The organism is Sporofaciens sp. SGI.106 (assembly GCF_050314255.1).
Taxonomy (GTDB): Bacteria; Bacillota; Clostridia; order Lachnospirales; family Lachnospiraceae; genus Claveliimonas.
The window spans coordinates 1-25,406 of the sequence record NZ_JBNPMZ010000014.1 but is presented as its reverse complement, the minus strand read 5'-3'; the positions used below and the strand labels follow the sequence as shown (position 1 = coordinate 25,406).

The following is a 25,406-nucleotide window of genomic DNA, read 5'->3' as shown; positions in this document are numbered from 1 at the left end:
CCCTATTTTACAGCCTCAAATGCTGTATCCAGTGCTGCAATCAGGTCTTCTACTTTCTCAATACCGATAGAAAGACGAATCGTATTCGGTTTGATTCCCTGATCCAGGAGTTCTTCTTCTGTACACTGGCTGTGTGTGGTAGTTGCCGGATGGATGACAAGTGACTTCACATCCGCTACATTTGCCAGCAATGAGAAGATAGCAAGATTGTCAATGAAGTCCTGTGCAGTCTTCGCATCTCCCTTAATCTCAAATGTAAAGATAGAACCTCCTCCATTTGGCAGATACTTCTTATATAATTCATGGCTTGGTTCACTTTCCAGTGACGGATGGTGTACAGCCTCTACCTGCGGATGATTCGACAGGTAATCCACGATCTTCAGCGCGTTGCTCACATGACGCTCTACACGGAGAGAAAGTGTTTCCAGTCCCTGCAGGAACAGGAATGCATGGAATGGTGAAAGGGTTGCTCCGGTATCACGCAGGATGACCGCACGGATATAGGTTACAAAAGCTGCCGGTCCTGCCGCATCGGTAAATGCAACACCGTGATAGCTTGGATTTGCTTCTGAGACCCATGGATATTTACCGGATGCCTTCCAGTCGAAATTACCGCTGTCGATGATCACTCCACCAATTGCTGTACCGTGTCCTCCAATAAACTTTGTTGCGGAATGAACCACGATATCTGCGCCGTACTCAATTGGACGGATCAGGAACGGAGTTGCAAATGTGGAATCCACCACCAATGGAATGTTATGCTTGTGCGCAATTTTTGCCAGTTCTTCCAGATCCACCAGATTGGAATTCGGGTTTCCAAGAGTCTCAACATAGAGAGCTTTTGTATTTTCCTGGATTGCTGCTTCAAAAGAACCTTCCACCTCAGGATCAACAAATGTTGTTGTAATTCCATTGGTTAATGGTAATGTATGTGCTAATAAGTTATAGGTTCCACCGTAAATTGTCTTGGAAGCAACGATGTGCTCGCCCGCTTTTGCCAGCGCCTGAATGGTATAGTCAATTGCTGCTGCCCCGGATGCTACCGCCAATGCTGCCACGCCGCCCTCCAGAGAAGCGATACGCTGTTCAAAAACATCCTCTGTCGGATTTGTCAGTCTTCCGTAAATATTTCCTGCATCACGAAGTCCGAAGCGGTCAGCTGCATGCTGTGAATTATGGAACACATAAGATGATGTTGCGTAAATCGGAACCGCTCTTGCATCTGTTGCCGGATCTGCATTCTCCTGTCCAATATGTAACTGTCTTGTTTCAAAACCCCAGTTTTTAGAATCCTTAATATTTGCCATTTCTATGTCCTCCGATCTATTTATTTTATGTTTGTTTTTTAATTTCTGAATCCATACTAACACGATAGGTTTAATATGTCCAATACACAAAAAAAATATCCGGTTATAGTTTCAAACTATAACCGGATATTTTTCAAATTCATTCTTAGCCTAAAAGTAACAAACTAAATACCAATGTGAAGAGCGCTACTGTCTCTACGATACCTACTACGATAAAGTAGTTTGCCGTACCTTTTCCCGTTGCTCCCAATGCGTCTGCAGCTGCTGCAGCACATTTACCCTGGAACAATCCGGAAAGACCGATTGCAAGACCTCCGAAGATACCAACACCAAGTGCAAGACCCGGATCTCCACCGCCTGCCATTGCAGACTTAATAAAGTTCATAAGAAGGAATCCATAAATTGTCTGTGTAAGAGGCGCACCAGAGAACGCGATCATAATGAACGGTGCTGGTTTTCCGCTTGCATAACATTTTTTCCATGCTCCAACTGATGCCATTCCGGCAAATCCTGCACCAAACGCTGATCCTGAAGCGGACAAACCAAGTGCAGCTGCCATTCCAACAAATGCTAAATTCATAATCATTCTCCTTTATAAATACTATTTTTTTATCTTATCGTTTACTTTAAATGGTTCATATGCTATTCCTGTCCACTCCAGACCAGCCTGCCCTGAGAACTCCAGAACGTTCAGTCTGACGCCATGTACTACGACTGAAAGGAAACACATGATAATATTAAGTCCATGTCCGATCAATACGACCACCACACCAAGGATCATAAGCGGTCCTTTGAAACCTGCTGCGATTCCGTTAAAGCTCTGGGAAATAGCAAGACCTGCCATACCTACCGCAAACAGACGGATATAACTCATTACGTTACCAAAGCAGCTGATCGTATTTAAGAATACGGTAAACGAATCCGCCAGGCCTGCTTTGATTCCCTGTGCAATGGTGCGGTCCGGTGCCATTCCTCCGAAGAGTACTACCATGACAAATGCAACACCAATGAGTGCAAATACCGGCTTAATATTAATCTTCTCTCCGATTACCAGATAAAGTGATAACAAATACATTGCAACAATTGCCACAAGCCATCCCAGATCTGCTACCCAGCTCAGGTTCTTCTCACCAATCTTCTTCTTAATAGAAATCAGACTTCCGAGTGCCATCTGAATTGCCCCGATGGAGAAGGAGAACTTCATGATAGCGTTCTGCTGCTCGAGGGCTGTAACACCAAAATACTCCGGATAGTTGGCAAACTCAGGAAGAACCATTGCTCTCAGGATTGGAACATCCATAGCCTTTTCCATACCGAACCAGGTACCCGTAATGGCTCCCCATATAATTGTCGCAACTGAAAGTACAAATAGCAAATAAACTACATTATCAAATTTCTTTGATTTCGCTGCATATGCAATAGTTCCGGCCAGGATAAGCACTCCGTATCCGGCATCACCGATAATCATTGCAAAGAACAGTGTGAAAAACAGGAAGAACCAAAGGGAAATATCTGATTCTCTGTATCCGGGAAGGATTCCCAGGATATCAAATACCGGTTTGATCAATCCCGACACCTTTCCGTATTTCACTTTTGTCGGAATCTGTGAATCTTCCTCTGATACATCCTCCTGCGCCCATGCCCATTTATTCTCTTTGGCTGCAGCTTTAAATTTATCCATATCTGCCTCAGGCAGATATCCTGAAATCCAGACGAAATCCTCATCATTTTCTGCAGTTTCGCTTGCCGAAGAATAATTCTCCGCATTCTGAGCTTTGAGCATCTGAACCTGGAAACTGGAATCATATACAGCAGCCTTTTTGAGCACTTCTTCACACTCGGTAATTTCCTTCTGAGCGTTTTCCATCTCTTTTGTCAGTTCTCCTATACCCTTCTCCGGGATGGAGAACTCGGCTGCCGGAATGGTTGCCGGCAAGGTTCCTATTACAGCAACGGTATCCATCTTGTCTACAGATGCGAGGCGGACCATCCTGATATCCGGATCCTGCACCGCCATCGTATACTCATTCTTGCCTAAACGGTAAAAATGAAGATCATACCCTGCTTTTTTTAATTGTTTTAATTCGCCCGGTACAAAGTCACCCCAGGCTTTGATACGTTCGATTTCTGCATTGGCAGCACTCATATCCTGAATAAGTGCTGATTTTTTATCCAATGCTGCCAGAACACCGCGGTACATTTCCTCAAACTGAGCATCCGAAAGAATCGGAGCCTCCTCTTTGTTCTTAGATTTCTTATCCGGTGCATAATCCGTCAATGCGGAAGCTGTCTTTGAAAGACTGGTAAATCTTTCTGACACCGCACGAGCCGGACTCTTTTTTTCTGACAGATGCAGAATTCCGAGATTTCGAAGTCCATCGAGCATCTCGTCTTTTTTGGAGACAGATGACACGATGTAGACCATTTTCATCTTTTCTATCATTGTGCCGCCTCCACAAGTTTTTTCTTTGAAATTTTTCCGCGAACAACTGCCGCTGTCTGCTGGTCTCCAAGGAATACACCGATTATCCGGATATTTTCCTTTGCTTCCGGAATCTTAACTTTTTCAAACAGATTTACTCTCTGAGATGTAGAACGTAATTCTTTCTCAAGGAGAGCCTCCTGTTTGCGAAGTGTGGATACCAGCGCATCCAGACGTGCAATCTCACGGAGTTTTATGATTGCAGTATCAACCCACAAAGGATAGTCGTCAACATCATAGTTAATGTCTTTGAATGTCAGTTCCTGGAATGTCGGAACCGTAACACCCGCGATGTTCTCATTCTTACAGATGACTGTATCAGGCTGTACCAGATTATCAAGCTTTTTGCTATCCTCGAAGATTTCATTCTCCGCAAATACTGCAACCCAGTCATCCAGATCTCCGATCATCTGAGCACGTTCGACTTCCTTCTGCTCCAGTTCAGCTTTTGTCTTCATGATAACCGACTGCAGCTGCTGTTTCTTAAGCTGCAGGGTCGGAAGATAACGCTGATACTGTTTCAGGCGATCTTTCTGCACCTTCTGCTCATTTTTTGTAAGTTTGATAGCCATTAACTACTCCTTTTAGTTTAATGCATCCTTCTTCGGCCATCTTTCTTTCAGAAGACTGGTCTTCAAACCGGTTTCATTTGGCTCAAAGCACTCTGCAAGAATTTCCCAGCCAAGGTCAAGTGCATCCTCAAGTGGAATATTAACACCAAGGTCCATTAATTTTGTTTCGAAAAGCTCACCGTATTTCAAAAGTTTCTCATCCCATTCACTCATAAGGAATCCCATGGATTTCTTCTCAAGTGCTTCCTTATACTGAGAGTAAAGACGGATCATACCGTCCATGAGAGCACGGTGGTCATTTCTTGTCTTACCGTTTACGTTCTGTTTCAAACGTGAAAGTGATCCAAATGGCTCAATATGTCCATTCTTTAAATAATACTGACCCTCTGTAATATAACCTGTGTTGTCCGGTACCGGATGTGTTACGTCATCACCCGGCATTGTTGTAACACCAAGGATCGTGATTGATCCGGCGCCTTCGATATCAACAGCCTTCTCATAACGAGATGCAAGACAGCTGTACAGATCTCCCGGGTAACCTCGGTTAGAAGGTACCTGTTCCATAGTAATAGCCATTTCCTTCTGTGCATCTGCAAAGTTTGTCATATCGGTCAGAAGAACAAGTACTTTCTTTCCCGCAAGGGCAAACTGCTCAGCAACAGCAAGTGCCATATCCGGTACGAGTGTACACTCTACGGTTGGATCGGCTGCAGTATGAATAAACATAACCGTATGGCTCATCGCACCACCCTTTTCAAGGGTGTCACGGAACGTAAGATAATCATCATATTTCAGACCCATACCTCCAAGCACGATAACGTCTACTTCTGCCTGAAGAGCGATACGGGAAAGCAAAGCATTGTATGGCTCACCTGAAATAGAGAAAATCGGAAGCTTCTGGCTCTCTACAAGTGTATTGAACACATCGATCATAGGAATACCTGTACGGATCATGTTCTTTGGCAAAATACGTTTTGCAGGGTTAAAGGAAGGTCCGCCTATCGGAATCATATTTTCAGTAAGTGCCGGGCCATTATCTCTTGGAACTCCTGCTCCATCAAACACACGTCCAAGCAAATGCTCTGAGAAGGAAACCATCATCGGTCTTCCAAGGAAGCGGATCGGATCATTGGTTCCTACCCCCTGTGCACCTGCAAATACCTGAAGAGATACCACATCTTTATCAAGTTTTATAACTGTCGCGTAACTGTCACCCACAAGAGCGAGGTCGCCAAGTCTGACATCTTTGGCCCTTACAGTAACTACGTTACCGACGATTGATTCTATTTTTGTATATACTTTCTGCACTTTAGGACCTCCTACTCAACTGCTTTCGACATGTAGAATTCTGAAATCTTCTTTCCCTGTTCGTAGTACTCAGGTGTCTGGAACTGCGTACCGTGCCAGTCAAGGAACTCCTGTCTCAACTGGTTGAAGAAGCCACGGATTTCTTTCTTGTCTTCCAGGTCATAGGACTTCATCAATGCATCATAAAGCTTATCGAACTCTTCTCTCTGTCTCTCCGGAGGACAAGCTGCATCGATCGGATCGAATGAGTTCTGCTGAAGGTATACGGAGTCAAGAAGTTCACCTTTCTGATAGATGATATAATCCTCTGCGGATGTTCCTTCCTCACCTACTACCTTCATCATCTGATTGATCTCATTTCCTCTTCTGAGAATGGAGCGTGCCTCTTCGATACGTCCCATATCTACAACACCTGAATATTTTGACCAGGAATCCATCGGATGAATCGCAGGGTATTTACGTGCATCAGAACGCTCTCTGGAAAGTCCGTGGAATGCTCCAACTACCTTCAGGGTTGCCTGTGTTACAGGTTCCTCAAAGTTACCACCAGCAGGTGATACTGTACCACCAATCGTTACAGATGCAACCTTGCCATTCTTAAGTCGTACTTTACCGGCTCTCTCATAGAAAGAAGCAATCGTAGACTCAAGATAAGCAGGGAATGCCTCCTCACCAGGAATCTCTTCCAGACGTCCTGACATCTCACGCATCGCCTGTGCCCAACGGCTTGTAGAATCCGCAAGAAGAAGAACATCCAGTCCCATCTGTCTGTAATACTCAGCAAGTGTAACAGCAGTGTAGCAGGAAGCCTCTCTGGCTGCTACAGGCATAGAGGATGTGTTACAGATAATGATTGTTCTTTCCATAAGGGAACGACCTGTCTTCGGGTCCTCCAGTTCCGGGAACTCTTTTAAGATTTCTACTACCTCACCTGCACGCTCTCCACATGCTGCTACGATAACGATATCTGCTTCACCGTTCTTAGCCTCCATATGCTGAAGAACTGTTTTACCTGCACCGAAAGGTCCCGGAACGCAGAACGTTCCACCCTTTGCTACAGGAAGGAAAGCATCAATACAACGAATCTTTGTTACAAGAGGTTCGTCCGGACGAAGTCTCTCCTCATAGCATTTCACTGCCTGTTTGATTGGCTGTGTGATAACCATGCTAAGTTCCTTCTCTTCGCCTTTGCTGTTTGCGATTACGCAAATTGTCGCTCTTACATGATAAGAGCCTTTTTCTTTGATTGATTTAACTGTCCAGTCACGACCTTTCAGTGTGAATGGAACCATAATTTCATGTGTAAATAATCCTTCAGGAACACTACCGATAGGATCTCCCGCTTCAACAGAATCTCCCACCTTCACAGATGGTGTAAATTCCCATTCTCTGTCCGGAATAGGATCAAGATATACACCTCTCTCAAGGAAGAAGCCACACTGCTCTGCAAGATCCGGTAATGGATTCTGAAGACCGTCAAACACCTGGGTTAACAGACCTGGGCCAAGTTCTACACTCATCAATTCGCCAGTAAACTCTACAGCGTCTCCAACTTTAATACCATTGGACATCTCGTAGATCTGCATGCTGGCAACACCATTGTTGATTCGGATAACCTCTCCTTTGAGACGTTTTCCATCAACAAGAATATAACCAACTTCATTTTTATGAACTGAACCATCGAAGCTGACATTTGCCAGGTTTCCATTAATACCAGTTACATATCCTGTTACTGTTTCCATCAATTCTCTCCCGTTATAAGCTATATACGCGCTGCTGTACCTGATCAAAAAGACGTTTGAATTCCATCTGTCCTTTTTTCTGAACGAAACAGCTCTGGCGCTCAAGCAATTTTAGTTTAATAGCATACCCAAATAAATAAACATCATCAAAAGTATGCAAGCCTACCAATGAATCAAGATTTTCAAATTCATAATCCAGCAAAATTTTCTCTGCTTCCAGTGGATTCTTCGCAGCCAGTGCAGCTCCTGCCACCTGCGCAATAACGGAATCCTTGTCGTAGGATGTCAGATAAGGTTTTCCCAGATTCATACTTCTCTGATAATTAAGTTCCCTCATAAGATTCTTATAAAAAGCCGCCCATTCTTTTACAAGCGGTCCCTCTTCTGATGAAAGAGTAAGATTCTTTAAGAACTTATATTTTGATTCGCTTACATTTGACTGGCACATGCCAAGAAACTCATCATAAGTCAGCGGCATCTCCCCGTCTGTTTTCAGATCCGGCAGGCTCGATATCAAGTAATAATATGAAGCCATAGACACCTCCTGCTAGAAATCAAGATTTCTGAAATATGGCATCAGCATCTTCATGATTTCTTCATCTGAACAGTCAAAGTAACCCGAACCATCTTTCGCAGCCAGGCGGAATCCTGCCTGAACGCCTTTTGTAGGTTTGATCTCAAGACCATTCTTAATCTCTTCTGCTAACTCTGATTTGAGTGAAGCATTTACTTCTGAAACTTCAACCGCATAATTCTGTACATCTTCCCCAGCCACAACAGCATGGATCAATTTTCCAAGTGCAGCATCTGAAAGATTATCCTTAATCTTTGCAGAAAGGATCTTCTCAAATTCAGCTTTCACCTCAGTTTTAAATGCAAGCATAGCGTCTCTTTTGGCCTGCTCTGCACTGATTGCCGCGCTCTCTTTAAGAATACCGATCTCTTTCTCTGAAGTTTCTTTAATACTCTTCGCTTCAGCCTTGGCATCTGCTACAATTTTTTCTGCTTTCTTCTTAGCTTCTGAAATAATTGTTTCTGCTTCTGCATTAGCCACATCAATTCCTTCTTTTCGGATTGACGAAACTAAGTCTTGAATCTGTAATTCCATTAAGTTCACTTCCCTTCATTACTAATTTTATGTTTCATCCAAAACATTCTATTCAGACTATAATACAACAAACCTAATGTTTTTTGCAAGCACTTTTGTGACAAAGTTACAAATTCTTTTTATCTAGACTGGATAAAATTGTAAACTATCGACCAATTCAGGGAGAAGGCGACACAAAAAAGCGTAAAAAAACAGGCATATCAGGCTGTTTCGTCTGATATACCCGCATTATGATTCTATAATATCATCGACACATTTATATAATTTATGAGAACTCGTATCGCTTTCCTGTACAAAGTTACTCATATCTTCTTCAAAATCTTCATAACTATTTCTCATTTTATATAAATGGTAACCTTCATCTGTTGAACATAACGTGACAAAAGCAATTCCAACATGTTTTCTTAAATCTAAAATCCTTTTTTCACAATCATTTAAAAGAATATCTCCTAAATAGATTTTCCTTCCTTCTACTTCTGCAACCTTGATTCCCTGATAATCACTATGTATGGCAAGATAATTAATATTAACAGTTCCACCCATAGGCTTATATAAAATATTATCACCCACTTCTTCTATTTGATCCACTCTACCTGTCTCAATATTATAATATCCAATAATAAAATCTTTTTTATCCGACAGCATAACATAAGTAATGCCCTGATTTGCGTCCAGGGCATTACCATTCTTCAAAAAATTATCAATAACAATATTCCCACACTTAAAATGATCTTTTAATTTTGCATATTCTTTTGTGTATTTCTCAATTGTCATCTTACTTCCCTTTATTTGTTACAATACTTGTCAATTTTCCTGTGGAATCAATATCAAAGGAAAAGTTATGAGAATTAATAAATTCCGTAATTTTTTTATTCTCTTCTGAAGCTGGAGTTCTTGTAAGTGTATTCTTAGTTACATATGGCAACTTGGGCTTCATTGCACATGCATTCATCTCAACTCCCCCTTTCTTAATTTCTTCATTTTTCATATAAAATACCCCTGTCATGTACTAACAACCAAGTAAACAAACATCTCTATCTCTAATTCCATTATACACAACTTCAAACATTTGTAAATATGTCACCCTGCTGTTTTGTAATTATTTTATATAATATATTATCCACACAGTAGATATTCATTCAATTAGTGACATTAGGCATAGTATATCGTGCTGAATGTACCAATTTTTATCTTCTATAATGCAATTACTTTTGCCTTATGTCTGATTTTAGGCAGAAATTTGTTGAGTAGGTCTGCTGTCTTCATTTTCAGATGTGAAGTATTAATTCCCGGATTGCATCCAAACCACTCTTCATCTGCTACTTCTTTATCGATAATTAACTGTACATAATCATCTTCATCATTAATGAGCCCCATTACGGATGCCGAACCCGGAAGTGCCCCAAGATGCTCTTCCATATATTCTGCCGGTGCAAAAGAAAGATGCGATACTCCAATCTTATTGCCAAGCTCGGTTGTATTTACGGCTTTATTTGCAGGCATAACGACCAGGAAAAAGCTTGTTTTCTTTTTATTGCACAAAAAGATACTTTTTCGAATCTCCACACCTAATGCTTTGTCTACCTCAATACATTCTTCCATAGTCTCAACAACATCGTTAGTCACACACTCATAGGGAATTTTAAGCTTATCCAAAGTTGCATAAACTTTTTTTGCTGTTGGATTATCTAATTCTTCCGGTGCTGTATTTCTGACTTCACTAATATAAACCATTCTCTTTTCCTCCCTATTTAGTCAAGTCTTTTTTCCTTGAAAATCAAGGATTTTTTCAATATATCATCAATAAATATCTCAGAAGAAGGAGCCATAGGAATGGACATTTCTCTGTATCTGGTACGAAAATAGCTGGTTCTGGGTACACGAAATAAAACGTCTTGGTTTTCCGTTCTACATGGCCTTGTGTATACCCATCCATCTACGGCAGCGTACCTCCCGTGTCTACCAGGATCACCCGCATTTCTGCAGGGTCCTAACTTCCTTCGTCCCACCTGTCCATAACCAGGGTGTCAGCTTAGCTCCTTGTCAGGGTCATGCCCTATGGAAAATATTCCTGCCGACTACTGGCTCATTCTTTATCTTAAGTCTTACTGACCTGTTCTGTACAATCCACAAACCAGCACCTTTCAGTGGACGTTTTCCCGGCTCGTTTCTCATACCTTTCAACTTTCCTGTCACAGCTGAATTCAGCTCTCAGATCTGTTTTCTAAAGGCTCAATTCAACTGTGACAAGGGTATTATTTTTGTCTCTGGTTGTTATGCTACCTGCATCTGCGGCCTCCTGATGTCTCCCATCAGTTTTTCCGCATCATAATCTATACCTTTTGTAAGGATCGCGTAGAATACCCTTATAACCTTGCAAGCTACCGCAACCACTGACTGCATTTTTTTCAGCGGATTTTCCTTTCGCCTCCGATAATACTCATGTATTTCTCGGAACTCCGCATTCTTTCCAATCAGCGATATCGCTGCCTCATACAGCACATATCTCAGGCGCTTCCGTCCGCGGTAACTGATCCGGCTTTCTCCGTTATGCTTGCCGGAATCGTTCGCCACGATCGCATATCCCGCCAGTTTCTGCAGCTGTTTGGGATTATCAAAACGTCCAATGTCCCCAACCTCTGCAATAAAACCACTGACTGTAACCAGACCGACCCCTTTGATCGCCATCAGCTTATCAATATATGGGATCTCCTTTAGTTTTTCTTCTATACTCCGGAGCAGTTCCTCCAGCCTTGACGCATATACATCCATGTCACTCAGCAGATTTTTTAATTCCATCCTCGCTGCTTCCGGCGCTTCCTTACTCCCAATGCTATGCTCTGCGGCTGATACCAGGGTCTTTGCCCTCTTCATTCCAGCGCCTCTCAGCTTCGCATCTCTCCAGATCTGGTTCACACCTTCTGCCCCGAGTTTCATGATATCCTCTGGCAACGGGGCTACCTTCAACACCATTCTGCCGCTGACTGCTTTTAGATCTCTGTATACGTCTTTATATTCCGGAAAGTAGATGGAAAACCATCTTGCAATCCGGTTCTTGATCCTTGTGAGTTCTTCCTGCGTCTGAAAACGCAGGTTAGAAAGGCTCCTGATCTCTGCGTAAATACCGGTCGGTATATATGGATACGAAAACCGTCCCTCGTTGACCAGTGCTGCAATTGTTTTGGGATCTTTACGGTCATTCTTGTTAGGATTGTTGTCATCCAGTTCCTTCGATTTCTTAACATGATGGGGATTCACATGTACCGGCTTCATTCCGCTGTCCTGCAGGAATTTCCCTAACGCAAACCAGTAATGTCCGGTCGGCTCCATTCCGGGAACCACAGCAGTTTTGCCATGTCTTTCTGCGATATCTTCCATCCATGCTTTCAATGTCAGGAATCCGGCTTCTGTGTTACTGAACTCCAGCGGCTTTTTGCTATACTCATAATTCCTCCAGTCAAAAGCCCTGGCGTAATGAGTTTCGCTTCCGACATCAATACCAACAATTAAAGTTTTTTCAGTAATGGATGCAATTTTTGCGTTCTGTGTGTTATAATTCATTTCAGATACCTCTCTGTTCAATAAGATTTTTACTAACCGCCTAAGTCAGTAATCTTATTTTACACTGAGGTATTTTTTTCTCAACCTTCTTTCTCGGAATTCCCTATACTTGAATTATACAGGAAGCTCCATAATGAAACTTCAATTGATATCTTTCTATATTCAATAATCAAAAATATCCATAATTCTTTCGATTTTTTACAATATAATAACCTGTCACTATCAGACTCATTCCTTCAACTGCTATTACCACTGCCCAAAGTCCATCCACATCTAATAATATTGGCATTACATATATCATAACCAACTGTAAAATCAATGTACGGGTAACAGATATAATCGCTGAAATCTTTCCATTACTTAATGCCGTAAAAAAAGCAGATGCAAATACATTAAATCCCATCATCAAAAAAGCAATCGAATAAATCCTCATTCCACGAACAGTCAGTTCATTCAACGCCTGATTATATCCAACAAATATCTTTGCCATGGGTACTGTCAGGACTTCCGCCATAACAAACATTATAATATTTGTAATTGTAAGAATCACAACACTTTTTCTAAAAATATTTTGAAGTTCCGTTTTGTTCCCTGCCCCATAATTGAACCCAATAATCGGTGCGACTCCCATAGAATATCCAATATATATCGCCACAAATACAAAAGATACATACATAATAACACCGTAAGCAGATACACCATTTTCCCCCACATAATGCATTAATTGCAGGTTATATAAAAATCCAACAATAGATGCCGATACATTTGACAAGAATTCGCTCACACCATTACCACAGGTTTTAGCAATTACTTTCGCTTCAAATCTTGTACCTGTCAGTTTCAGAATACTGGATTTTGAAAACGCAAAATAGATAAACGGAACAGCACCACCCACGATCTGACTGGTGACGGTTGCCCACGCTGCTCCAGCTATACCCAGATCACATATCCCTACCAAAATCCAGTCAAGCAGCATGTTCGTACATCCCGCTATCAACGTAATGGCAAATCCAATTCTCGGTTTTTCAGCAGTAATCAAAAAATTTTGGAACAGGTTTTGCAGCATAAAAAACACTACACCAATCATATTTATTCTTAAATACAATACACAATAGGGAAGCATTTCTTCACTTGCGCCAAGAAGTTTCGAGATACCAGGTGCAAGAAAAATACTAACAGCAGCAAGAACCGCACCTATTCCAATCAGTGTATAAACGATAAGAGAAAAATATTTCTTCGCTTTCTGTTTTTCATCAAGCCCCAGGTGCAATGATACTAACGCATTTCCACCCGAACCAAACATAAATCCCACTGATGCAATCATCATAATATAAGGCATAACCAGATTTAGTGATGCAAATGCTGTCTTTCCTACATAATTCGATACAAAAAAGCCGTCTACAATACCGTAGATGGATGTAAAGAGCATGGTACATATTGGTGCAATAACAAATCGAAACAGCTTTTTATACGTGAAATGGTCTGATAGCTGGATGCTATTGTCCCTTATCATACGCTTTTACTTCCTTTTCAAATTGTTCTTTAAACTTTTCAATCAGCTCAAGATATTTCAATCTGTCTTCTTCCGTCCAGGAATCCAAAACACGGTCTTCCATATCAACTAACGGTTTTATCTTTTGAGCAATAATTATTCGTCCTTTATCCGTCATCACTATTTTTTTCGATTTTTCATTTAGTTTTTCCAGAAGGATGATTTCCCCTTTTTCAAGCTTTCTGATAGCAGAATTAAGAGTCTGTTTGCTTAATCCGGTAGCCTTTACAATATCGCTTTGAGTCAACGGTTCCTTCGTGTCATAAAGCATATACATAACCATTGATTCACTGTCTGATAAACCAAGCTTCATACTAATATCATGGTATAATCCATTCAATTCATTATAACTTTTGTTTAATCTATGTCTAATGTCCACAATCTTGTCACCTCGCAGTGGTATTATAGTACGATTTCGGACTACTTTCAAGATTGAAATTACACCTTAATGTATTAACGCCAATGGAATTCCTAACTTGGGGAACTGGCACATGTGGAATCCCCGGCAGGAGTGGTCAATGATGTGAATTATGGTGGGAACACCAGGATAGCCATACTTAATCAATCGTTACATCCGGTTCCGAACATACCGTGCCATGAATTGCTTTCTCATCCTGACGTGCAATATACTGAACCAGACTGATGCACTGATTGGAATAACCCCATTCATTATCATACCACGCTATCAATTTAACAAAGGTCTCATCCAGCATAAGACCTGCCTTCACATCAAACACACAGGTATTGAAATTAGCTCTTATATCACCGGATACAATCTCATCATCATTATATTCAATAATACCCTTCATAGATGTAAGACTGGCATCCTCTACAACCTCACAAATCTGTGCATAGGTTGCAGGTTTGCTCAACTGCATTGTTACATCGATAACAGACACATCATTGGAAGGCACCCGGAAACTCACTCCCGTCATTCTGCCCTGCATCTCCGGCAAGACAAGGCCCACTGCCTTTGCTGCACCTGTCGTGGAAGGAATAATATTATTAAATACAGAACGTCCGGTTCTCCAATCCCGTCCACCGTTTGAATCCACCGGCTTTTGTTTTGAAGTCGAAGAATGAATCGTTGACATCAATGCCCGCTCAATCCCAAAAGCATCGTTAATTACTTTTGTCAGCGGGGCAAGACAATTCGTCGTACAGGAAGCATTAGATATAACTGTCATACTTGGATCATAGGTTTTATTATTAACCCCCATAACGAAAGTAGGAAAATTTTCATCCTTCCCAGGGGCAGTCAAAATCACTTTTTTCGCACCACCATTTAAATGTTTACGACAATCCTCAAGTGTTCTGAATACACCTGTTGACTCAATGATGTATTCCGCTCCGCAAGAAGCCCAATCTATCTGTGCCGGATCCGATTCAGAAAAGACCTTAATGTGTTTTCCGTTAATAACCAGACAATCCTTTTCCGCTCTCACCTTTCCTTTAAAGCGTCCAAAGACCGAATCATATTCCATCTGATAAGCCATACGCTTTACATCTGCATTTCGAAGATTAATTCCACATACTTCAATATCTGTATCTCTTTCCTCCAAAATTCTCATAATCACTCGTGCGATACGTCCAAAACCGTTAATACCAACCTTTACTACCATTTCATACACTCCTTTTTTAATAATGAGTATGAGATTATTTTTCTCATACCTGCCTTCAAATATCTTCATCGACATTATAGAATGACATAGTTCCCGATGTCTAATATGTAAAACGCAACAACAGATATAAGTAAAACGCAATTGTTATAAAAATATCAGGATAATTGCACTTTTATTTGCTCCTTTTTTCAATACATGTTACACTTAAAAAAACATTAATTTTACAACAAACTACATCTGACATTCCATCAGGGAGAGATTATATGAAACGCAATCAATTAGAAATGCTAATAACACTGGAAAAATGTACTACTATGAAAGATGCTGCGAATATTCTGAAAAAGAATCCTTCTACCATCGGAAGAAGTTTGAAAAGCCTGGAAAAGGAACTGGAATGCTGTCTGTTTCAATACTCAAAAAAACAACTGGCTCCTTCCCCGGAAGGAAAAATGATATTGGAGTATGCCCATACATTTACAAAAGTAATTGAAGAAATGAATCATTTTCTTTTTCCTGCATCCTCGCAACCTGCCTATCATAACTGGTCAGAACAGGAAATTGAGCATCTTTTGATGATTCGCAAAAAGAAAAACCTTTCCAACGCTGCCAAAGTACTTTTTGTCAGCCAGCCATCTCTCAGTCAGATGCTCAATACTTTAAACACTTACTGTTCCTTCCCAATCTTTGAAACTGTCAGGAGTGGACTGCATCTCACTATGCAGGGCGAGACATTTTTTCTTTATATCGAAAAAATGCATTCTATTTTTCAGAATATTCATCAAGATCTGGAAGAATTTCAAAATCTCAGACTTGGTACCGTAAAGATAGGTATCCCGATTAATCTGGGAAGCCATCTGATTCCGCTCATTGTGCCGGCATTTTTAAAGCGTTTCCCCGGAATCAAACTACGGATACTTGAAGCTAACTCTCAGAAACTGAAAAATATGTTAAAAGAGAAACAGGTAGATTTTTGCATTTTACACGAAAATACCGACACAGCAATGTCTGGAAAAGAGTCAAGAATTAATAATTATAATGATGATTACATTCGTTATCAGATATGTTATGATGAATCGTTTTTTCTGGTAATACCCAAAAAATGGCGAGAACGTCTTTTATTACCAGAGAATAGGCCACTGGAAGCTCAGGATCTGCTAAAACTGTCACATATACCTTTTGTGCTGATTGCAAAGCGACAGCCTCCGCGAAATGTAATTCAGAGAATTTTTGAAAATGTCCATATTCTAACAGGTGTAGCTTTTAACCCGATTGCATGCTGTTCTGCTAAAAATATGGAAACAATCAAACGCCTTGTACTGGCAGAAACAGGAATTACATTTCTTCCGGAATCTTATATCCATCTGTATTCCGAACAGACCGACCTGATCAGCTATCCTTTATCAGACAGCCTTGAAGGAAAATGGACTATCGCTATTGCATTGCCTCAGGAAACCTCCATGTCCCGAAGTTCAAAAGAGTTTATAGAAGTCATGAAAGAAACCCTTCCTATTTCTGTACAATATTAATAAATGTACAGTCTAAAGATTCAAAACACCGTTTCAGCTTTTTCACCATGAGATTCTTATCAGAATCCTCTACATACACATCACATTTCCCCTTGATACTTCCAAATGTTATCTTTTTCTCCATATTCAGAAGTGCCATCAGATTCTGAAGCATGTGATCTCTTGTAGCATCTTTGTGATATATTTTTATATATGCATATCCAGGATAATCCGTGGAGTCATACATAAGTATCTTGTAATCTTCTACATTGGGAAGTTTCAGAAGTCTATTATATATTCTCTCTGCCTTTTTCTGTTCCTGGATCAGCATAAAATATATAACATTTTCCTGTTCCGGAAGCCTGCGATTTACGTAATTGCGGTATGGTGATTTACGCATATGTTCATATATCTTTCTTTCCGCTTCATTCCGAAGGCCATTATAATAAATGACCAGCATATCATCGATTACCACATTCGCAAAATAACAGACTGCTTCTTCATCCAGTGTTCCTTCAGTTCCTGTATCGTCTGATTGAGCTGAGCGATTAGCTGTGTTTGCGCATTGATTGTAGCATTCAAGGAATCTACAGTTGATGTTAATGAATTAACCTGCTGTAATAACTGCTTGTTCATTTCATCTTTTGTCAATCAGACCACCTTCTCCCGTTAAAATTTGATACTTCTATTTTAACGGGAAATGGGATAAATTGCTGATAATACCCGGATAAAACCCACAAATACTCTGTTATTTGGATAATGGCGAAACAGAAATTTTATTTTCTCTGTTTTGACCAAAAATCAACGTACCCTAAACAGGGGTGTTGAATAGTTACGCAATATTTAAATATAATCAGCTTTCTCCTTATCTTAACCCAGTGTACTCTTCTTCAGATACTGCCTCGCACCACTCATTAGAGCTGTCTACTCCGGGCACCTCAATTGCCAGATGGGAAAACCACTCATCCGGAGCCGCTCCATGCCAGTGTTTTACTTCTGCCGGAATGTTAATACAGTCACCCGGTTTCATTTCTACAGCTTCTTTGCCTTCCTCCTGATAAAATCCACGTCCAGCTACGCATACCAAAATCTGTCCGCCACCGCTCTTTGCATGGTGGATATGCCAGTTATTTCTGCATCCCGGCTCAAATGTCACATTGAAAATTCCAACCTGATCCGTGGATATTGGAGCCAGGTAACTTTGTCCTACAAAGTATTCTGCAAACGCATCATTTGGCTGTCCGATCGGAAAGACCATTGATTTCGCATGTGCTCTCATGGCTCCATCTTCATATGGCAAGTCTCCTTCCTTTGGCTGCCAGACTTCCTTTGCCAGATTAAAAACTGCCCAGCCTTTTGGCCAGCCTGCATAGAATGCCACATGAGTGATAATTGCTGCAATTTCCTTTTGAGTCACACCATGTGCCTTTGCGTTCTGTAAATGATATATCAAAGATGAATCTGTTATCCCGGAGGACATCAACGCTACTACGGTTATGATGCTTCTGGTCTTAATATCAATATCCTGATTATTCCAATTCTCGCCGAAAAGAACATCATCATTAAAATGTGCAAATTCCGGCGAAAATTCATTAAGTGCATTTCTCCCTGCTGTCTGTACGATCTTTTTCATCTCATCCACCTTCCTAACGAAATACTTCTTACCCACTCTGCAATTTCCTGCTTTTCAGCTTTATGAAATACTTTACCTTCTATTATCTCTGCATCAGGCGCAGATATCTTTAGCTCACTTACTGTATTTCCAAATCCACTTCCACCGGAGGTTGCAAATAATACAATCTTTTTGCCCGTAAAATCATATTTTTCCAAAAATGTATTAATAATTGTAGGTGCTACATACCACCAGATTGGAAAACCTAAGACAATCTCATCGTACTTATCAACCGGAACATCTGTATCAGATATTTCCGGTCTGAATTTTTTGTTACTCATCTCCACACTGCTTCTGGATTTTTTATCCATCCAGTTTAAATCCGCCTTTGAATATGGTTGTTTCGGCACGATTTCATACATATCTGCATCAGCAGCTGATGCAATCATCTCTGCTACTTTCTTGGTTGTTCCACTGGCACTGAAATATGCAACTAATCTTTTTCCCATAAGTAATCCTCCCTGTCTATTTTTAGAAACTTTCTCTGAAAATCTGTTCAATCTCATCTACATCAAGCACCTTATAACCACCCGGAAGGACAATCGTACCTTTCACAAGATCCGGAATCATGTCCTCTGTTGCTCCAAGTTCAGTAATATTCATTACAAGTCCCAGTTCCTTCATCCAATTTTCCATTGCTTGAAGGCCTTCAGATGCAACCTGTTCATCTGTCTTTCCAGTAGCATCAACATCCCATACATTCTTTGCAAACCGCACAAACTTCGCAAGTCCATATGGCATAATATGCTTATAATATGGCAATGAAACTGCTGAAAGTGTCATACCATGTGTTGCATCCGTACATGCTCCCACAGCCTGACCAAGCATATGTACCATCCAGTCTGTTGACTTTGCCTTGGCAACCAGTGTGTTGAGCGCCCAGGTTGCAGACCACATGATATTGCTTCTTGCCTCATAATCCTGTGGATTCTTATTAGCGATACGGCTTGAATGTATGACAGATTTCATCAATCCTTCACTGATATAATCACTTGTATTATCATCTTCCCCTGAAAAATACTGCTCACATATATGGTTAAAGATATCGTAAATTCCTGAAATCATCTGATAATGAGGAAGCGTCAGTGTATATTTCGGATTCAAAATGGTAAACTTAGGCATAATCTTCTCATCAGCAAACACATGCCCAATCTTCAGCTTTGCATCATGATTGGTAATGACTGCTCCTGCATTCATCTCAGAACCGGTACCAACCATTGTCAGCACACAGCCTACCGGAATAATCTCACATGAAGGTTCCTCAAATTTTAGATAATACTTTTCCCAGGGGTCTTCCTCACAATTAACAGATACAGAAACTGCCTTGGCATAATCACATACAGAACCACCACCAACTGCAAGCAGCAAATCTGCTTTATGGTTTCTTACTATCTCTACACCTTCATACAATTTTTCAAGGGTTGGATTTGGCATGACACCTGCAATCTCTGCGACATTCTTTTCTTCTTCCCTGAGGATAGCCATTACTTCGTCATAGATTCCGTTTTTTTTGATAGAACCTCCTCCATATATAAGCACTACATTCTGTCCATATTTCTTAAGCTCAGTACCTAAATTTGAAAGAGAATCCTCTCCAAAATATAACTTTGTTGGATTACAATACGTAAAATTTCCTAACATGATATTCTCCTTTCACTTTACACAAAGACATTTCTTTGTTATTCTGATTATATACTAGCACCTGAACCTGACTTTAGGTCAATACTCTTTTTTTCATATTTTGAAAGGATATATCTATGTACACAATAGGACAAGTAGCAGAGATGTTTCATCTTCCCATTTCAACATTAAGATACTATGACAAGGAAGGACTTTTTCCTAATCTGGAGCGTAAGGGCAATATCAGACAATTCGGCGATACAGAACTTGAAGAAATCCGGATTATCGAATGTCTGAAAAAATCGGGGCTGGAAATTAAAGATATAAAACAGTTTTTTAAATGGGTATCGGAAGGAAGTTCAACCTATGCGAACAGAAAAGAGCTTTTTGAAATCCGCAAAGCAGCCGTTGAAGAAGAAATAAATGCTCTTGAAAAAACACTCGCCATGCTAAAGTTCAAATGCTGGTATTACGAAAAAGCAATCGCTGATGGAAACGAAGACAAAATCACCGAGATGATACCAGACAAACTTCCTGCTGAAATCCAACAATTATACGATAAGGCACATAGTTAAAGCATTCCAGTCTATTCCGGTAATATCATATCCCACGTATTATTCTCCGGATGATAACACAGAATAAAGTTCTGCATCCGATTATTCACAACTGCCCTACAGTCATATCGATGCATCAAAATGCCGGCATAATGCTTCTTATCGGATTTTAGCACTTCAATATCTTTCAATAAATGCCTGGCTCCCTCAGTATCCTCATATTTTATCATTCTGGGGATCATTTTTCCGGTACTGGTAAACCAGCAGTCTGCCGCAACCTTATGTGGCACTCCCCGAATTGCTTGCTCCTGAAGTTTTTCCTCTTCCATACCGATTGCAAATCCCATCAAAGGACACCTCCTATTCTACCTTTACTTTCTTATAATCTACTGTACGTTTTTCCCGACTAATACCACCTGACATGTGATCGATCCTGCTTCCTACAAAGACTGCCCGTTTTAAGGAATCTCTGCCATAACGCATTCTAATCTTATCTACAGTCGCATCCATCTGCTCCAGCTTTTCATAATCCGTTGTATCAAACATATCAAGCTGACGCATATCCATATGATCCTTGATCCTGCTGGTATGAATCCCCAGATGCCTGATTGCTTTTCCATTCCAAAGAGAATCAAAAAGCTGACATGCACAACGATGAATTTCTATCGTTATATTGGTTGCATTATTCAAGGTCATCTGATGGCTTGCATACTGAAGATCAAATGTTTTGATTCCGACGGCGATTACCTCCGCACGGACGCCTGCCGCACGCAATCTGGTTCCAACGGTCTCTGCCAAAGCAAGGAGAACCAGCTTTGCTGTAGATGCATCCGTAACATCAAAGGCAATGGTAGTGCTGTTTCCATACCCTTTATTTGCCGGAGCTTCTGACTGAACTACAGAAACATCCATCCCGTTCGCAAATGCCCAGATTACCTCCCCATGCTTCTTCAAATGGCTTCTCAACATGATCGGATCTGACTTTGCCAGCTCACCAATTGTATGAATTCCCATATGAAACAATTTTTTTGCAGTAGCCCGCCCAACGAAAAAAAGATTCGTTACCGGAAGCGGCCACATTTTCATTTCAATCTCATGTTTCCATAAGGTATGGACCCTGTCAGGCTTTTGAAAATCACTTGCCATTTTTGCCAGCAGTTTATTTTCCGATACCCCTACATTCACCGTAAACCCTAATTCTTCCCTGATTTGATTCCGAATCCGGTTTGCCGCTGTGACCGGTTCTCCCCACAAACTTTCGGTACCGGTCATATCAACAAATGCCTCATCCACACTGTACTTTTCAACATCCGGAGAGTACTGCCGGAGAATTCTCATAAAAGCAGCGGAACATCTTTCATACAAACTATAATTGGGCGGAACCAATTTAAGCTGCGGACACTTTTGAAGTGCTTCCATAATACTCTCGCCGGTTTTGATATTATATTTCTTTGCCGGGATTGATTTCGCCAGGATAATTCCATGCCTCATGGCCATATCTCCACCAACAGCAGCTACTTCATCCCGCAGATCCACTTTTCCACCCAAATGATAGAGGCGGTAAACAGCCTCCCAGGAAAGGAAGGCTGAGTTCACATCAATATGAAAAATCACTTTACCCAAACTTATGTTCGCCTCCTTTTAGATTATTATATCGAACTGGTGTTCTTTTTACAAGAGTGAAAATATAGAATCTGCTCATCATACTTAAATAACTTAAATACTGAAAAATGCCCTAAAATAACACCGAGCCGCCTGATAACTCAGACGGCTCCTTTTACGTCAAAAATAGACTCTGCTGTTCATATTCCTGCCTGTGCACAAGCTGCGGCGGAGTCTTATGCAGGGCATACTCCAAAAACGTGTCTTCATATACCCAATCTTCCAATTCAGACCTATCCAGTATCAATGGCATCCGATGATGCACCGGACTTACCGATTCATTTGCCTGAGTGGTTAATATAATGAAACGGTCTTCCTCCTGAAAGCGATTGTAAAATCCTGCCATGAATAAGACCGGCTGATCTTCTCTCAGGAAAGTAACTTTATTCTTATCCGAATCCCATTCATAGAACTGCTTTGCCGGAATAATACAGCGCCTGTGCAATACACTGTCCCGGAAAGTCTTTCTTTCCAGAGCAGTTTCCGCTCTTGCATTGATCAGAAGTCCTTTTTTCTGATATTGCGGAAAGCCCCATGACATTTCTTCTGCCAAAAGATGTGGTTTCCTTCCGGTGATCACGGTTGCAGACTGAGAGGGATAAATATCACCCCTGCGCTCTCTTCTCAGTTTCTCATCCACCTCACGAACCACTTTTTCTATTTCCCTTGCTGTATCATCATCCACATAATATCTACCACACATAATTTTTCTTCCTTTTTTCAATTGTTACATATTCCCTTTAAGCTTATGTATTGATAAATTCTTTGATTGCTGAAATCTGCGAAGCGACCGTTTCTCTTCCAATGTCGTAGATTTCCTTCAGCTTATTCGGGTTCTTTTCGACTTTTCCTATCTGTAATTTTTCTTTTGGACGAATTACGAATAGCTTTCCCTGTTTTTCCTGTTCTGCAATGTATGCAAGCGTTTGATTATAGAACAGATGGCGGTTCTCCATTGCTTCTACGAGTTTTGGATACTTCCCGTATTTTAGCCGTATAAGGGGCATAAGACTATTCTTCTTTTTCTGATAGTGTTCAGGCTGAGTAAGAACGACAATATTTCTATCATACCCAATTTTTTCAAAGTATTTCACCGGTATAGAGTCGGCAATTCCGCCATCAAGAAGCTTTTGACCGTCTATGTCCACAATTTGAGATACTATCGGCATGGAAGCAGAAGCTCGAATCCAATCCAAACAGTGGTCATCTTTTCCGCCATAGTTGTGATATACGGCTTCTCCTGTTTCAATGTCCGTACACACAACATAAAAATCCATCGGATTGCTTTGATAGGTATCAAAATCGAACACATCGTATTTCAGAGGAACTTCACCGTAAGCGAAATCCGTATTGTAGATATTTCCGGTTTTAATCAGACTTCCGATTCCTGAATATCTCTTGTCATTGCAATACTTCATATTATATCGAATGACTCTTCCAATTTGTTTTGATTTATAGTTACAGCCGAAAGCGGCACCGGCAGAAACGCCTATCACTCCATCAAAGTCTATTCCGCTTTCCATCATCACATCTATGACGCCGGCGGTAAACATTCCTCGCATAGCTCCGCCTTCTAATATCAAGCCGTTTTTCAACTTACTCACTTCCTTCTTTCAAAAACTGATTTCGTGCCGGAACAAACAGCATAGCCATTTCTTCCGACTTTGCACCACAAGAGTCCTTAACGCTCTGTAAGCTAATATGGGCAAGCCCCTGTTTATATAACAATATGCTTAGTTCTTTGTTTCTAACTTACTGGCACTCTTTTCTATGCGGAGAATTTCTGTTTCTCCAATCCGTGTATCCAGTCTGATTTTAAATAGTATACCGTAAATACGATAGAGCTTAAGGTCCAGGTAATCGGATATGCCCAAAATACCACATTTATTACAGGAATAAAGTGGATCGCAACCGTAATATAACTGATGCGGATCAGACACCAGCAAATCATCATCACAACCATCGGGACTGTAGAACGTCCTGCGCCTCGCAGGATTCCGGCCATACAATGAGAATAAGCAAGTAAACAATAGAACAGTGAAACTGTTCTTGCCTGTGTTACGCCGAATGTGACCGCCTCTTCGCTGCCACCAAATAATGCAAGAAGAGTGGGCGCAATCGTATAAACAAGGAATCCAATCAATTCTGCAAGAGTAATGGAACATACAATTCCGAAAAACGCTCCCTTTTTGGCACGTTCGTATTTCTTTGCTCCCAGATTCTGGCTGATAAACGTCGTCATGGCCAGTGAAAAACAGGTTATTGGAAGGAAACCGAAACCTTCTATTTTTGTGTAGGAACCGCAGCCTGCCACGGCAAGGGCTCCGAATTTATTAATGTTTGACTGCACAAACACATTTGCCACTGAAATAATTGAATTCTGAATTCCAGTAGGAAGTCCGTTTGATATTATCTGAGGCACCATCTTGCGATCCAATCTAATTTCTTTTAATGAAACGCGAATTTCTTCCGGATTATGCATGAGCTGACGCAGACATAGAAATGCACTCAAGAACTGAGAAATCGTAGTTGCGAAGGCCGCTGCTCCGACACCAAATCTGAACCCTGCAATCAGGATCAGATCCAGAATAATATTCGTGACTGAGGAGATGATCAGATAGATCAGCGGATGTTTACTGTCGCCCAAAGCCTGAAGAATCCCCATGAAAAAGTTGTACATAACAAAGCCGAGAGAGCCAAGAAAATAAATCCTGAAGTATACCAGAGAATTTACAAGCACCTCTTCCGGTGTCCCCATGAGTCGCAGAATCTGTGGTGCGGCGATAAGCCCAATCAGAGTAACAGCAACTCCGCAGCAAAGACCGAAGCCGATCGTCGTGTGGATCGCCCGTCTCAGTGCCTTCATATTGCCGGCCCCAAAGTATTTGCCGATTATAACACTTGCTCCAATGGAGACACCATTGAAAAGTCCGACAAGAAGTAAAATCAGACTTCCGGAAGAACTAACGGCGGCCAGTGCGTTGCTGCCAAGAAAATTGCCGACGATTAATGTGTCGGCTGTGTTATAAAATTGCTGAAACAGATGCCCCCAGAAAAGTGGAATTGCAAAAAGCACGATCCTTTTCCAGATGGGACCGTCTGTCATGCGTGTTGAAGAAGAAATACCAGACATACCACA

The 25,406-nt window shown here is 41.0% G+C and carries 27 protein-coding genes; 2 read left to right on the top strand and 25 right to left on the bottom strand.

Annotated elements, in window-relative coordinates; all coding sequences use genetic code 11:
- Positions 1-2: 2 nt before the first annotated feature.
- The 15 genes from ACQRCC_RS10695 to gap form a co-directional block, all read right to left on the bottom strand.
- Positions 3-1,307, bottom strand: coding sequence for an O-acetylhomoserine aminocarboxypropyltransferase/cysteine synthase family protein (locus ACQRCC_RS10695; protein WP_427850761.1), 1,305 nt, complete (start codon positions 1,305-1,307; stop codon positions 3-5).
- A 145-nt stretch (positions 1,308-1,452) separates the two neighbouring features.
- Entirely contained in the window at positions 1,453-1,887 is a 435-nt protein-coding gene (locus ACQRCC_RS10690; RefSeq protein ID WP_235232653.1) for a V-type ATP synthase subunit K, read from the bottom strand.
- 21 nt (positions 1,888-1,908) lie between these two features.
- Positions 1,909-3,750, bottom strand: coding sequence for a V-type ATP synthase subunit I (locus tag ACQRCC_RS10685; protein ID WP_427850760.1), 1,842 nt, complete (start codon positions 3,748-3,750; stop codon positions 1,909-1,911).
- Positions 3,747-4,361 (bottom strand): V-type ATP synthase subunit D, encoded by a 615-nt coding sequence (locus ACQRCC_RS10680; protein WP_427850759.1) that lies wholly within the window; start codon positions 4,359-4,361, stop codon positions 3,747-3,749. Before ACQRCC_RS10680 ends, ACQRCC_RS10685 begins: the two co-directional genes overlap by 4 nt.
- 12 nt (positions 4,362-4,373) lie before the next feature.
- Positions 4,374-5,669, bottom strand: coding sequence for a V-type ATP synthase subunit B (locus ACQRCC_RS10675; RefSeq protein WP_427850758.1), 1,296 nt, complete (start codon positions 5,667-5,669; stop codon positions 4,374-4,376).
- Positions 5,670-5,680: 11 nt separating this feature from the next.
- Positions 5,681-7,411 carry a V-type ATP synthase subunit A gene (locus tag ACQRCC_RS10670; protein ID WP_427850757.1) on the bottom strand — a complete coding sequence of 577 codons (1,731 nt, stop codon included), beginning with the start codon at positions 7,409-7,411 and terminating at the stop codon, positions 5,681-5,683.
- A gap of 13 nt (positions 7,412-7,424) precedes the next feature.
- Positions 7,425-7,946 carry a hypothetical protein gene (locus ACQRCC_RS10665; RefSeq protein ID WP_427850756.1) on the bottom strand — a complete coding sequence of 174 codons (522 nt, stop codon included), beginning with the start codon at positions 7,944-7,946 and terminating at the stop codon, positions 7,425-7,427.
- A 12-nt stretch (positions 7,947-7,958) separates the two neighbouring features.
- On the bottom strand, positions 7,959-8,519 hold the full coding sequence (locus ACQRCC_RS10660; RefSeq protein ID WP_427850755.1) for a hypothetical protein: 561 nt from the start codon (positions 8,517-8,519) through the stop codon (positions 7,959-7,961).
- Positions 8,520-8,747: 228 nt separating this feature from the next.
- The gene (locus ACQRCC_RS10655) at positions 8,748-9,293 is read right to left on the bottom strand and encodes a hypothetical protein (protein ID WP_427850754.1); all 546 of its coding nucleotides are present in this window, start codon (positions 9,291-9,293) and stop codon (positions 8,748-8,750) included.
- Position 9,294: 1 nt separating this feature from the next.
- On the bottom strand, positions 9,295-9,507 hold the full coding sequence (locus ACQRCC_RS10650; RefSeq protein ID WP_427850753.1) for a hypothetical protein: 213 nt from the start codon (positions 9,505-9,507) through the stop codon (positions 9,295-9,297).
- A 206-nt stretch (positions 9,508-9,713) separates the two neighbouring features.
- Positions 9,714-10,253: a prolyl-tRNA synthetase associated domain-containing protein gene (locus tag ACQRCC_RS10645; protein ID WP_427850752.1), complete on the bottom strand. Its 540-nt coding sequence runs from the start codon at positions 10,251-10,253 to the stop codon at positions 9,714-9,716.
- Positions 10,254-10,793: 540 nt separating this feature from the next.
- Positions 10,794-12,080: an IS110 family transposase gene (locus ACQRCC_RS10640; RefSeq protein WP_427850751.1), complete on the bottom strand. Its 1,287-nt coding sequence runs from the start codon at positions 12,078-12,080 to the stop codon at positions 10,794-10,796.
- Positions 12,081-12,249: 169 nt separating this feature from the next.
- A complete protein-coding gene (locus tag ACQRCC_RS10635) occupies positions 12,250-13,593 on the bottom strand; it encodes an MATE family efflux transporter (RefSeq protein WP_427850750.1) in 1,344 nt (447 codons plus the stop codon).
- Positions 13,577-14,011, bottom strand: a complete 435-nt coding sequence (locus tag ACQRCC_RS10630; RefSeq protein ID WP_427850749.1) for a MarR family winged helix-turn-helix transcriptional regulator — start codon at positions 14,009-14,011, stop codon at positions 13,577-13,579. The genes ACQRCC_RS10635 and ACQRCC_RS10630 overlap by 17 nt, the downstream gene beginning before the upstream one ends.
- Positions 14,012-14,189: 178 nt before the next feature.
- Positions 14,190-15,254 (bottom strand): type I glyceraldehyde-3-phosphate dehydrogenase, encoded by a 1,065-nt coding sequence (gene gap / locus ACQRCC_RS10625; protein WP_427850748.1) that lies wholly within the window; start codon positions 15,252-15,254, stop codon positions 14,190-14,192.
- Positions 15,255-15,517: 263 nt separating this feature from the next.
- On the opposite strand from gap, the gene ACQRCC_RS10620 reads away from it, so the two are divergent.
- Positions 15,518-16,780 (top strand): LysR substrate-binding domain-containing protein, encoded by a 1,263-nt coding sequence (locus ACQRCC_RS10620; protein WP_427850747.1) that lies wholly within the window; start codon positions 15,518-15,520, stop codon positions 16,778-16,780.
- On the opposite strand, the gene ACQRCC_RS10615 is transcribed toward ACQRCC_RS10620, so the two are convergent.
- The 5 genes from ACQRCC_RS10615 to ACQRCC_RS10595 form a co-directional block, all read right to left on the bottom strand.
- Positions 16,761-17,219 (bottom strand): hypothetical protein, encoded by a 459-nt coding sequence (locus ACQRCC_RS10615; protein ID WP_427850746.1) that lies wholly within the window; start codon positions 17,217-17,219, stop codon positions 16,761-16,763. The two genes, ACQRCC_RS10620 and ACQRCC_RS10615, sit on opposite strands and share 20 nt — an antisense overlap.
- A gap of 8 nt (positions 17,220-17,227) precedes the next feature.
- The gene (locus ACQRCC_RS10610; RefSeq protein WP_427850745.1) at positions 17,228-17,410 is read right to left on the bottom strand and encodes a hypothetical protein; all 183 of its coding nucleotides are present in this window, start codon (positions 17,408-17,410) and stop codon (positions 17,228-17,230) included.
- Positions 17,411-17,624: 214 nt separating this feature from the next.
- Complete coding sequence (locus ACQRCC_RS10605) at positions 17,625-18,392, bottom strand: carboxymuconolactone decarboxylase family protein (RefSeq protein ID WP_427850744.1); 768 nt, start codon at positions 18,390-18,392, stop codon at positions 17,625-17,627.
- A complete protein-coding gene (locus ACQRCC_RS10600) occupies positions 18,389-18,880 on the bottom strand; it encodes a flavodoxin (RefSeq protein ID WP_427850743.1) in 492 nt (163 codons plus the stop codon). Before ACQRCC_RS10600 ends, ACQRCC_RS10605 begins: the two co-directional genes overlap by 4 nt.
- A gap of 22 nt (positions 18,881-18,902) precedes the next feature.
- The gene (locus tag ACQRCC_RS10595; protein ID WP_427850742.1) at positions 18,903-20,072 is read right to left on the bottom strand and encodes an iron-containing alcohol dehydrogenase; all 1,170 of its coding nucleotides are present in this window, start codon (positions 20,070-20,072) and stop codon (positions 18,903-18,905) included.
- 116 nt (positions 20,073-20,188) lie between these two features.
- Between ACQRCC_RS10595 and ACQRCC_RS10590 the strand changes: the two genes are divergently transcribed.
- Positions 20,189-20,626 carry a MerR family transcriptional regulator gene (locus tag ACQRCC_RS10590; protein ID WP_427850741.1) on the top strand — a complete coding sequence of 146 codons (438 nt, stop codon included), beginning with the start codon at positions 20,189-20,191 and terminating at the stop codon, positions 20,624-20,626.
- A gap of 11 nt (positions 20,627-20,637) precedes the next feature.
- Here ACQRCC_RS10590 and ACQRCC_RS10585 read toward each other — a convergent pair whose 3' ends face one another.
- The 5 genes from ACQRCC_RS10585 to ACQRCC_RS10565 all read right to left on the bottom strand — a co-directional run bounded on the left by ACQRCC_RS10585 (position 20,638) and on the right by ACQRCC_RS10565 (position 25,400).
- Positions 20,638-20,952, bottom strand: coding sequence for a hypothetical protein (locus ACQRCC_RS10585; protein ID WP_427850740.1), 315 nt, complete (start codon positions 20,950-20,952; stop codon positions 20,638-20,640).
- A gap of 13 nt (positions 20,953-20,965) precedes the next feature.
- The gene (locus ACQRCC_RS10580; RefSeq protein ID WP_427850816.1) at positions 20,966-22,234 is read right to left on the bottom strand and encodes a DNA polymerase Y family protein; all 1,269 of its coding nucleotides are present in this window, start codon (positions 22,232-22,234) and stop codon (positions 20,966-20,968) included.
- 148 nt (positions 22,235-22,382) lie between these two features.
- Positions 22,383-22,970 carry an SOS response-associated peptidase gene (locus ACQRCC_RS10575; RefSeq protein WP_427850739.1) on the bottom strand — a complete coding sequence of 196 codons (588 nt, stop codon included), beginning with the start codon at positions 22,968-22,970 and terminating at the stop codon, positions 22,383-22,385.
- A 43-nt stretch (positions 22,971-23,013) separates the two neighbouring features.
- Complete coding sequence (locus ACQRCC_RS10570; protein ID WP_427850738.1) at positions 23,014-23,862, bottom strand: patatin-like phospholipase family protein; 849 nt, start codon at positions 23,860-23,862, stop codon at positions 23,014-23,016.
- A 173-nt stretch (positions 23,863-24,035) separates the two neighbouring features.
- A complete protein-coding gene (locus tag ACQRCC_RS10565) occupies positions 24,036-25,400 on the bottom strand; it encodes an MATE family efflux transporter (protein WP_427850815.1) in 1,365 nt (454 codons plus the stop codon).
- Between the last annotated feature and the right edge of the window lie 6 nt (positions 25,401-25,406).

Excerpts from the sequence above, each read along its gene's own strand:
- gap (WP_427850748.1), bottom strand. The coding sequence starts at position 15,254 with ATGGTAGTAAAGGTTGGTATTAACGGTTTTGGACGTATCGCACGAGTG.
- ACQRCC_RS10650 (WP_427850753.1), bottom strand. The coding sequence starts at position 9,507 with ATGAAAAATGAAGAAATTAAGAAAGGGGGAGTTGAGATGAATGCATGT.
- ACQRCC_RS10660 (WP_427850755.1), bottom strand. The coding sequence starts at position 8,519 with ATGGAATTACAGATTCAAGACTTAGTTTCGTCAATCCGAAAAGAAGGA.
- ACQRCC_RS10565 (WP_427850815.1), bottom strand. The coding sequence starts at position 25,400 with ATGTCTGGTATTTCTTCTTCAACACGCATGACAGACGGTCCCATCTGG.
- ACQRCC_RS10600 (WP_427850743.1), bottom strand. The coding sequence starts at position 18,880 with ATGGGAAAAAGATTAGTTGCATATTTCAGTGCCAGTGGAACAACCAAG.
- ACQRCC_RS10665 (WP_427850756.1), bottom strand. The coding sequence starts at position 7,946 with ATGGCTTCATATTATTACTTGATATCGAGCCTGCCGGATCTGAAAACA.
- ACQRCC_RS10645 (WP_427850752.1), bottom strand. The coding sequence starts at position 10,253 with ATGGTTTATATTAGTGAAGTCAGAAATACAGCACCGGAAGAATTAGAT.
- ACQRCC_RS10680 (WP_427850759.1), bottom strand. The coding sequence starts at position 4,361 with ATGGCTATCAAACTTACAAAAAATGAGCAGAAGGTGCAGAAAGATCGC.
- ACQRCC_RS10670 (WP_427850757.1), bottom strand. The coding sequence starts at position 7,411 with ATGGAAACAGTAACAGGATATGTAACTGGTATTAATGGAAACCTGGCA.
- ACQRCC_RS10655 (WP_427850754.1), bottom strand. The coding sequence starts at position 9,293 with ATGACAATTGAGAAATACACAAAAGAATATGCAAAATTAAAAGATCAT.
- ACQRCC_RS10640 (WP_427850751.1), bottom strand. The coding sequence starts at position 12,080 with ATGAATTATAACACACAGAACGCAAAAATTGCATCCATTACTGAAAAA.
- ACQRCC_RS10685 (WP_427850760.1), bottom strand. The coding sequence starts at position 3,750 with ATGATAGAAAAGATGAAAATGGTCTACATCGTGTCATCTGTCTCCAAA.
- ACQRCC_RS10620 (WP_427850747.1), top strand. The coding sequence starts at position 15,518 with ATGAAACGCAATCAATTAGAAATGCTAATAACACTGGAAAAATGTACT.
- ACQRCC_RS10615 (WP_427850746.1), bottom strand. The coding sequence starts at position 17,219 with ATGCTGGTCATTTATTATAATGGCCTTCGGAATGAAGCGGAAAGAAAG.
- ACQRCC_RS10605 (WP_427850744.1), bottom strand. The coding sequence starts at position 18,392 with ATGAAAAAGATCGTACAGACAGCAGGGAGAAATGCACTTAATGAATTT.
- ACQRCC_RS10695 (WP_427850761.1), bottom strand. The coding sequence starts at position 1,307 with ATGGCAAATATTAAGGATTCTAAAAACTGGGGTTTTGAAACAAGACAG.
- ACQRCC_RS10595 (WP_427850742.1), bottom strand. The coding sequence starts at position 20,072 with ATGTTAGGAAATTTTACGTATTGTAATCCAACAAAGTTATATTTTGGA.
- ACQRCC_RS10585 (WP_427850740.1), bottom strand. The coding sequence starts at position 20,952 with ATGGGATTTGCAATCGGTATGGAAGAGGAAAAACTTCAGGAGCAAGCA.
- ACQRCC_RS10690 (WP_235232653.1), bottom strand. The coding sequence starts at position 1,887 with ATGAATTTAGCATTTGTTGGAATGGCAGCTGCACTTGGTTTGTCCGCT.
- ACQRCC_RS10590 (WP_427850741.1), top strand. The coding sequence starts at position 20,189 with ATGTACACAATAGGACAAGTAGCAGAGATGTTTCATCTTCCCATTTCA.
- ACQRCC_RS10635 (WP_427850750.1), bottom strand. The coding sequence starts at position 13,593 with ATGATAAGGGACAATAGCATCCAGCTATCAGACCATTTCACGTATAAA.
- ACQRCC_RS10575 (WP_427850739.1), bottom strand. The coding sequence starts at position 22,970 with ATGTGTGGTAGATATTATGTGGATGATGATACAGCAAGGGAAATAGAA.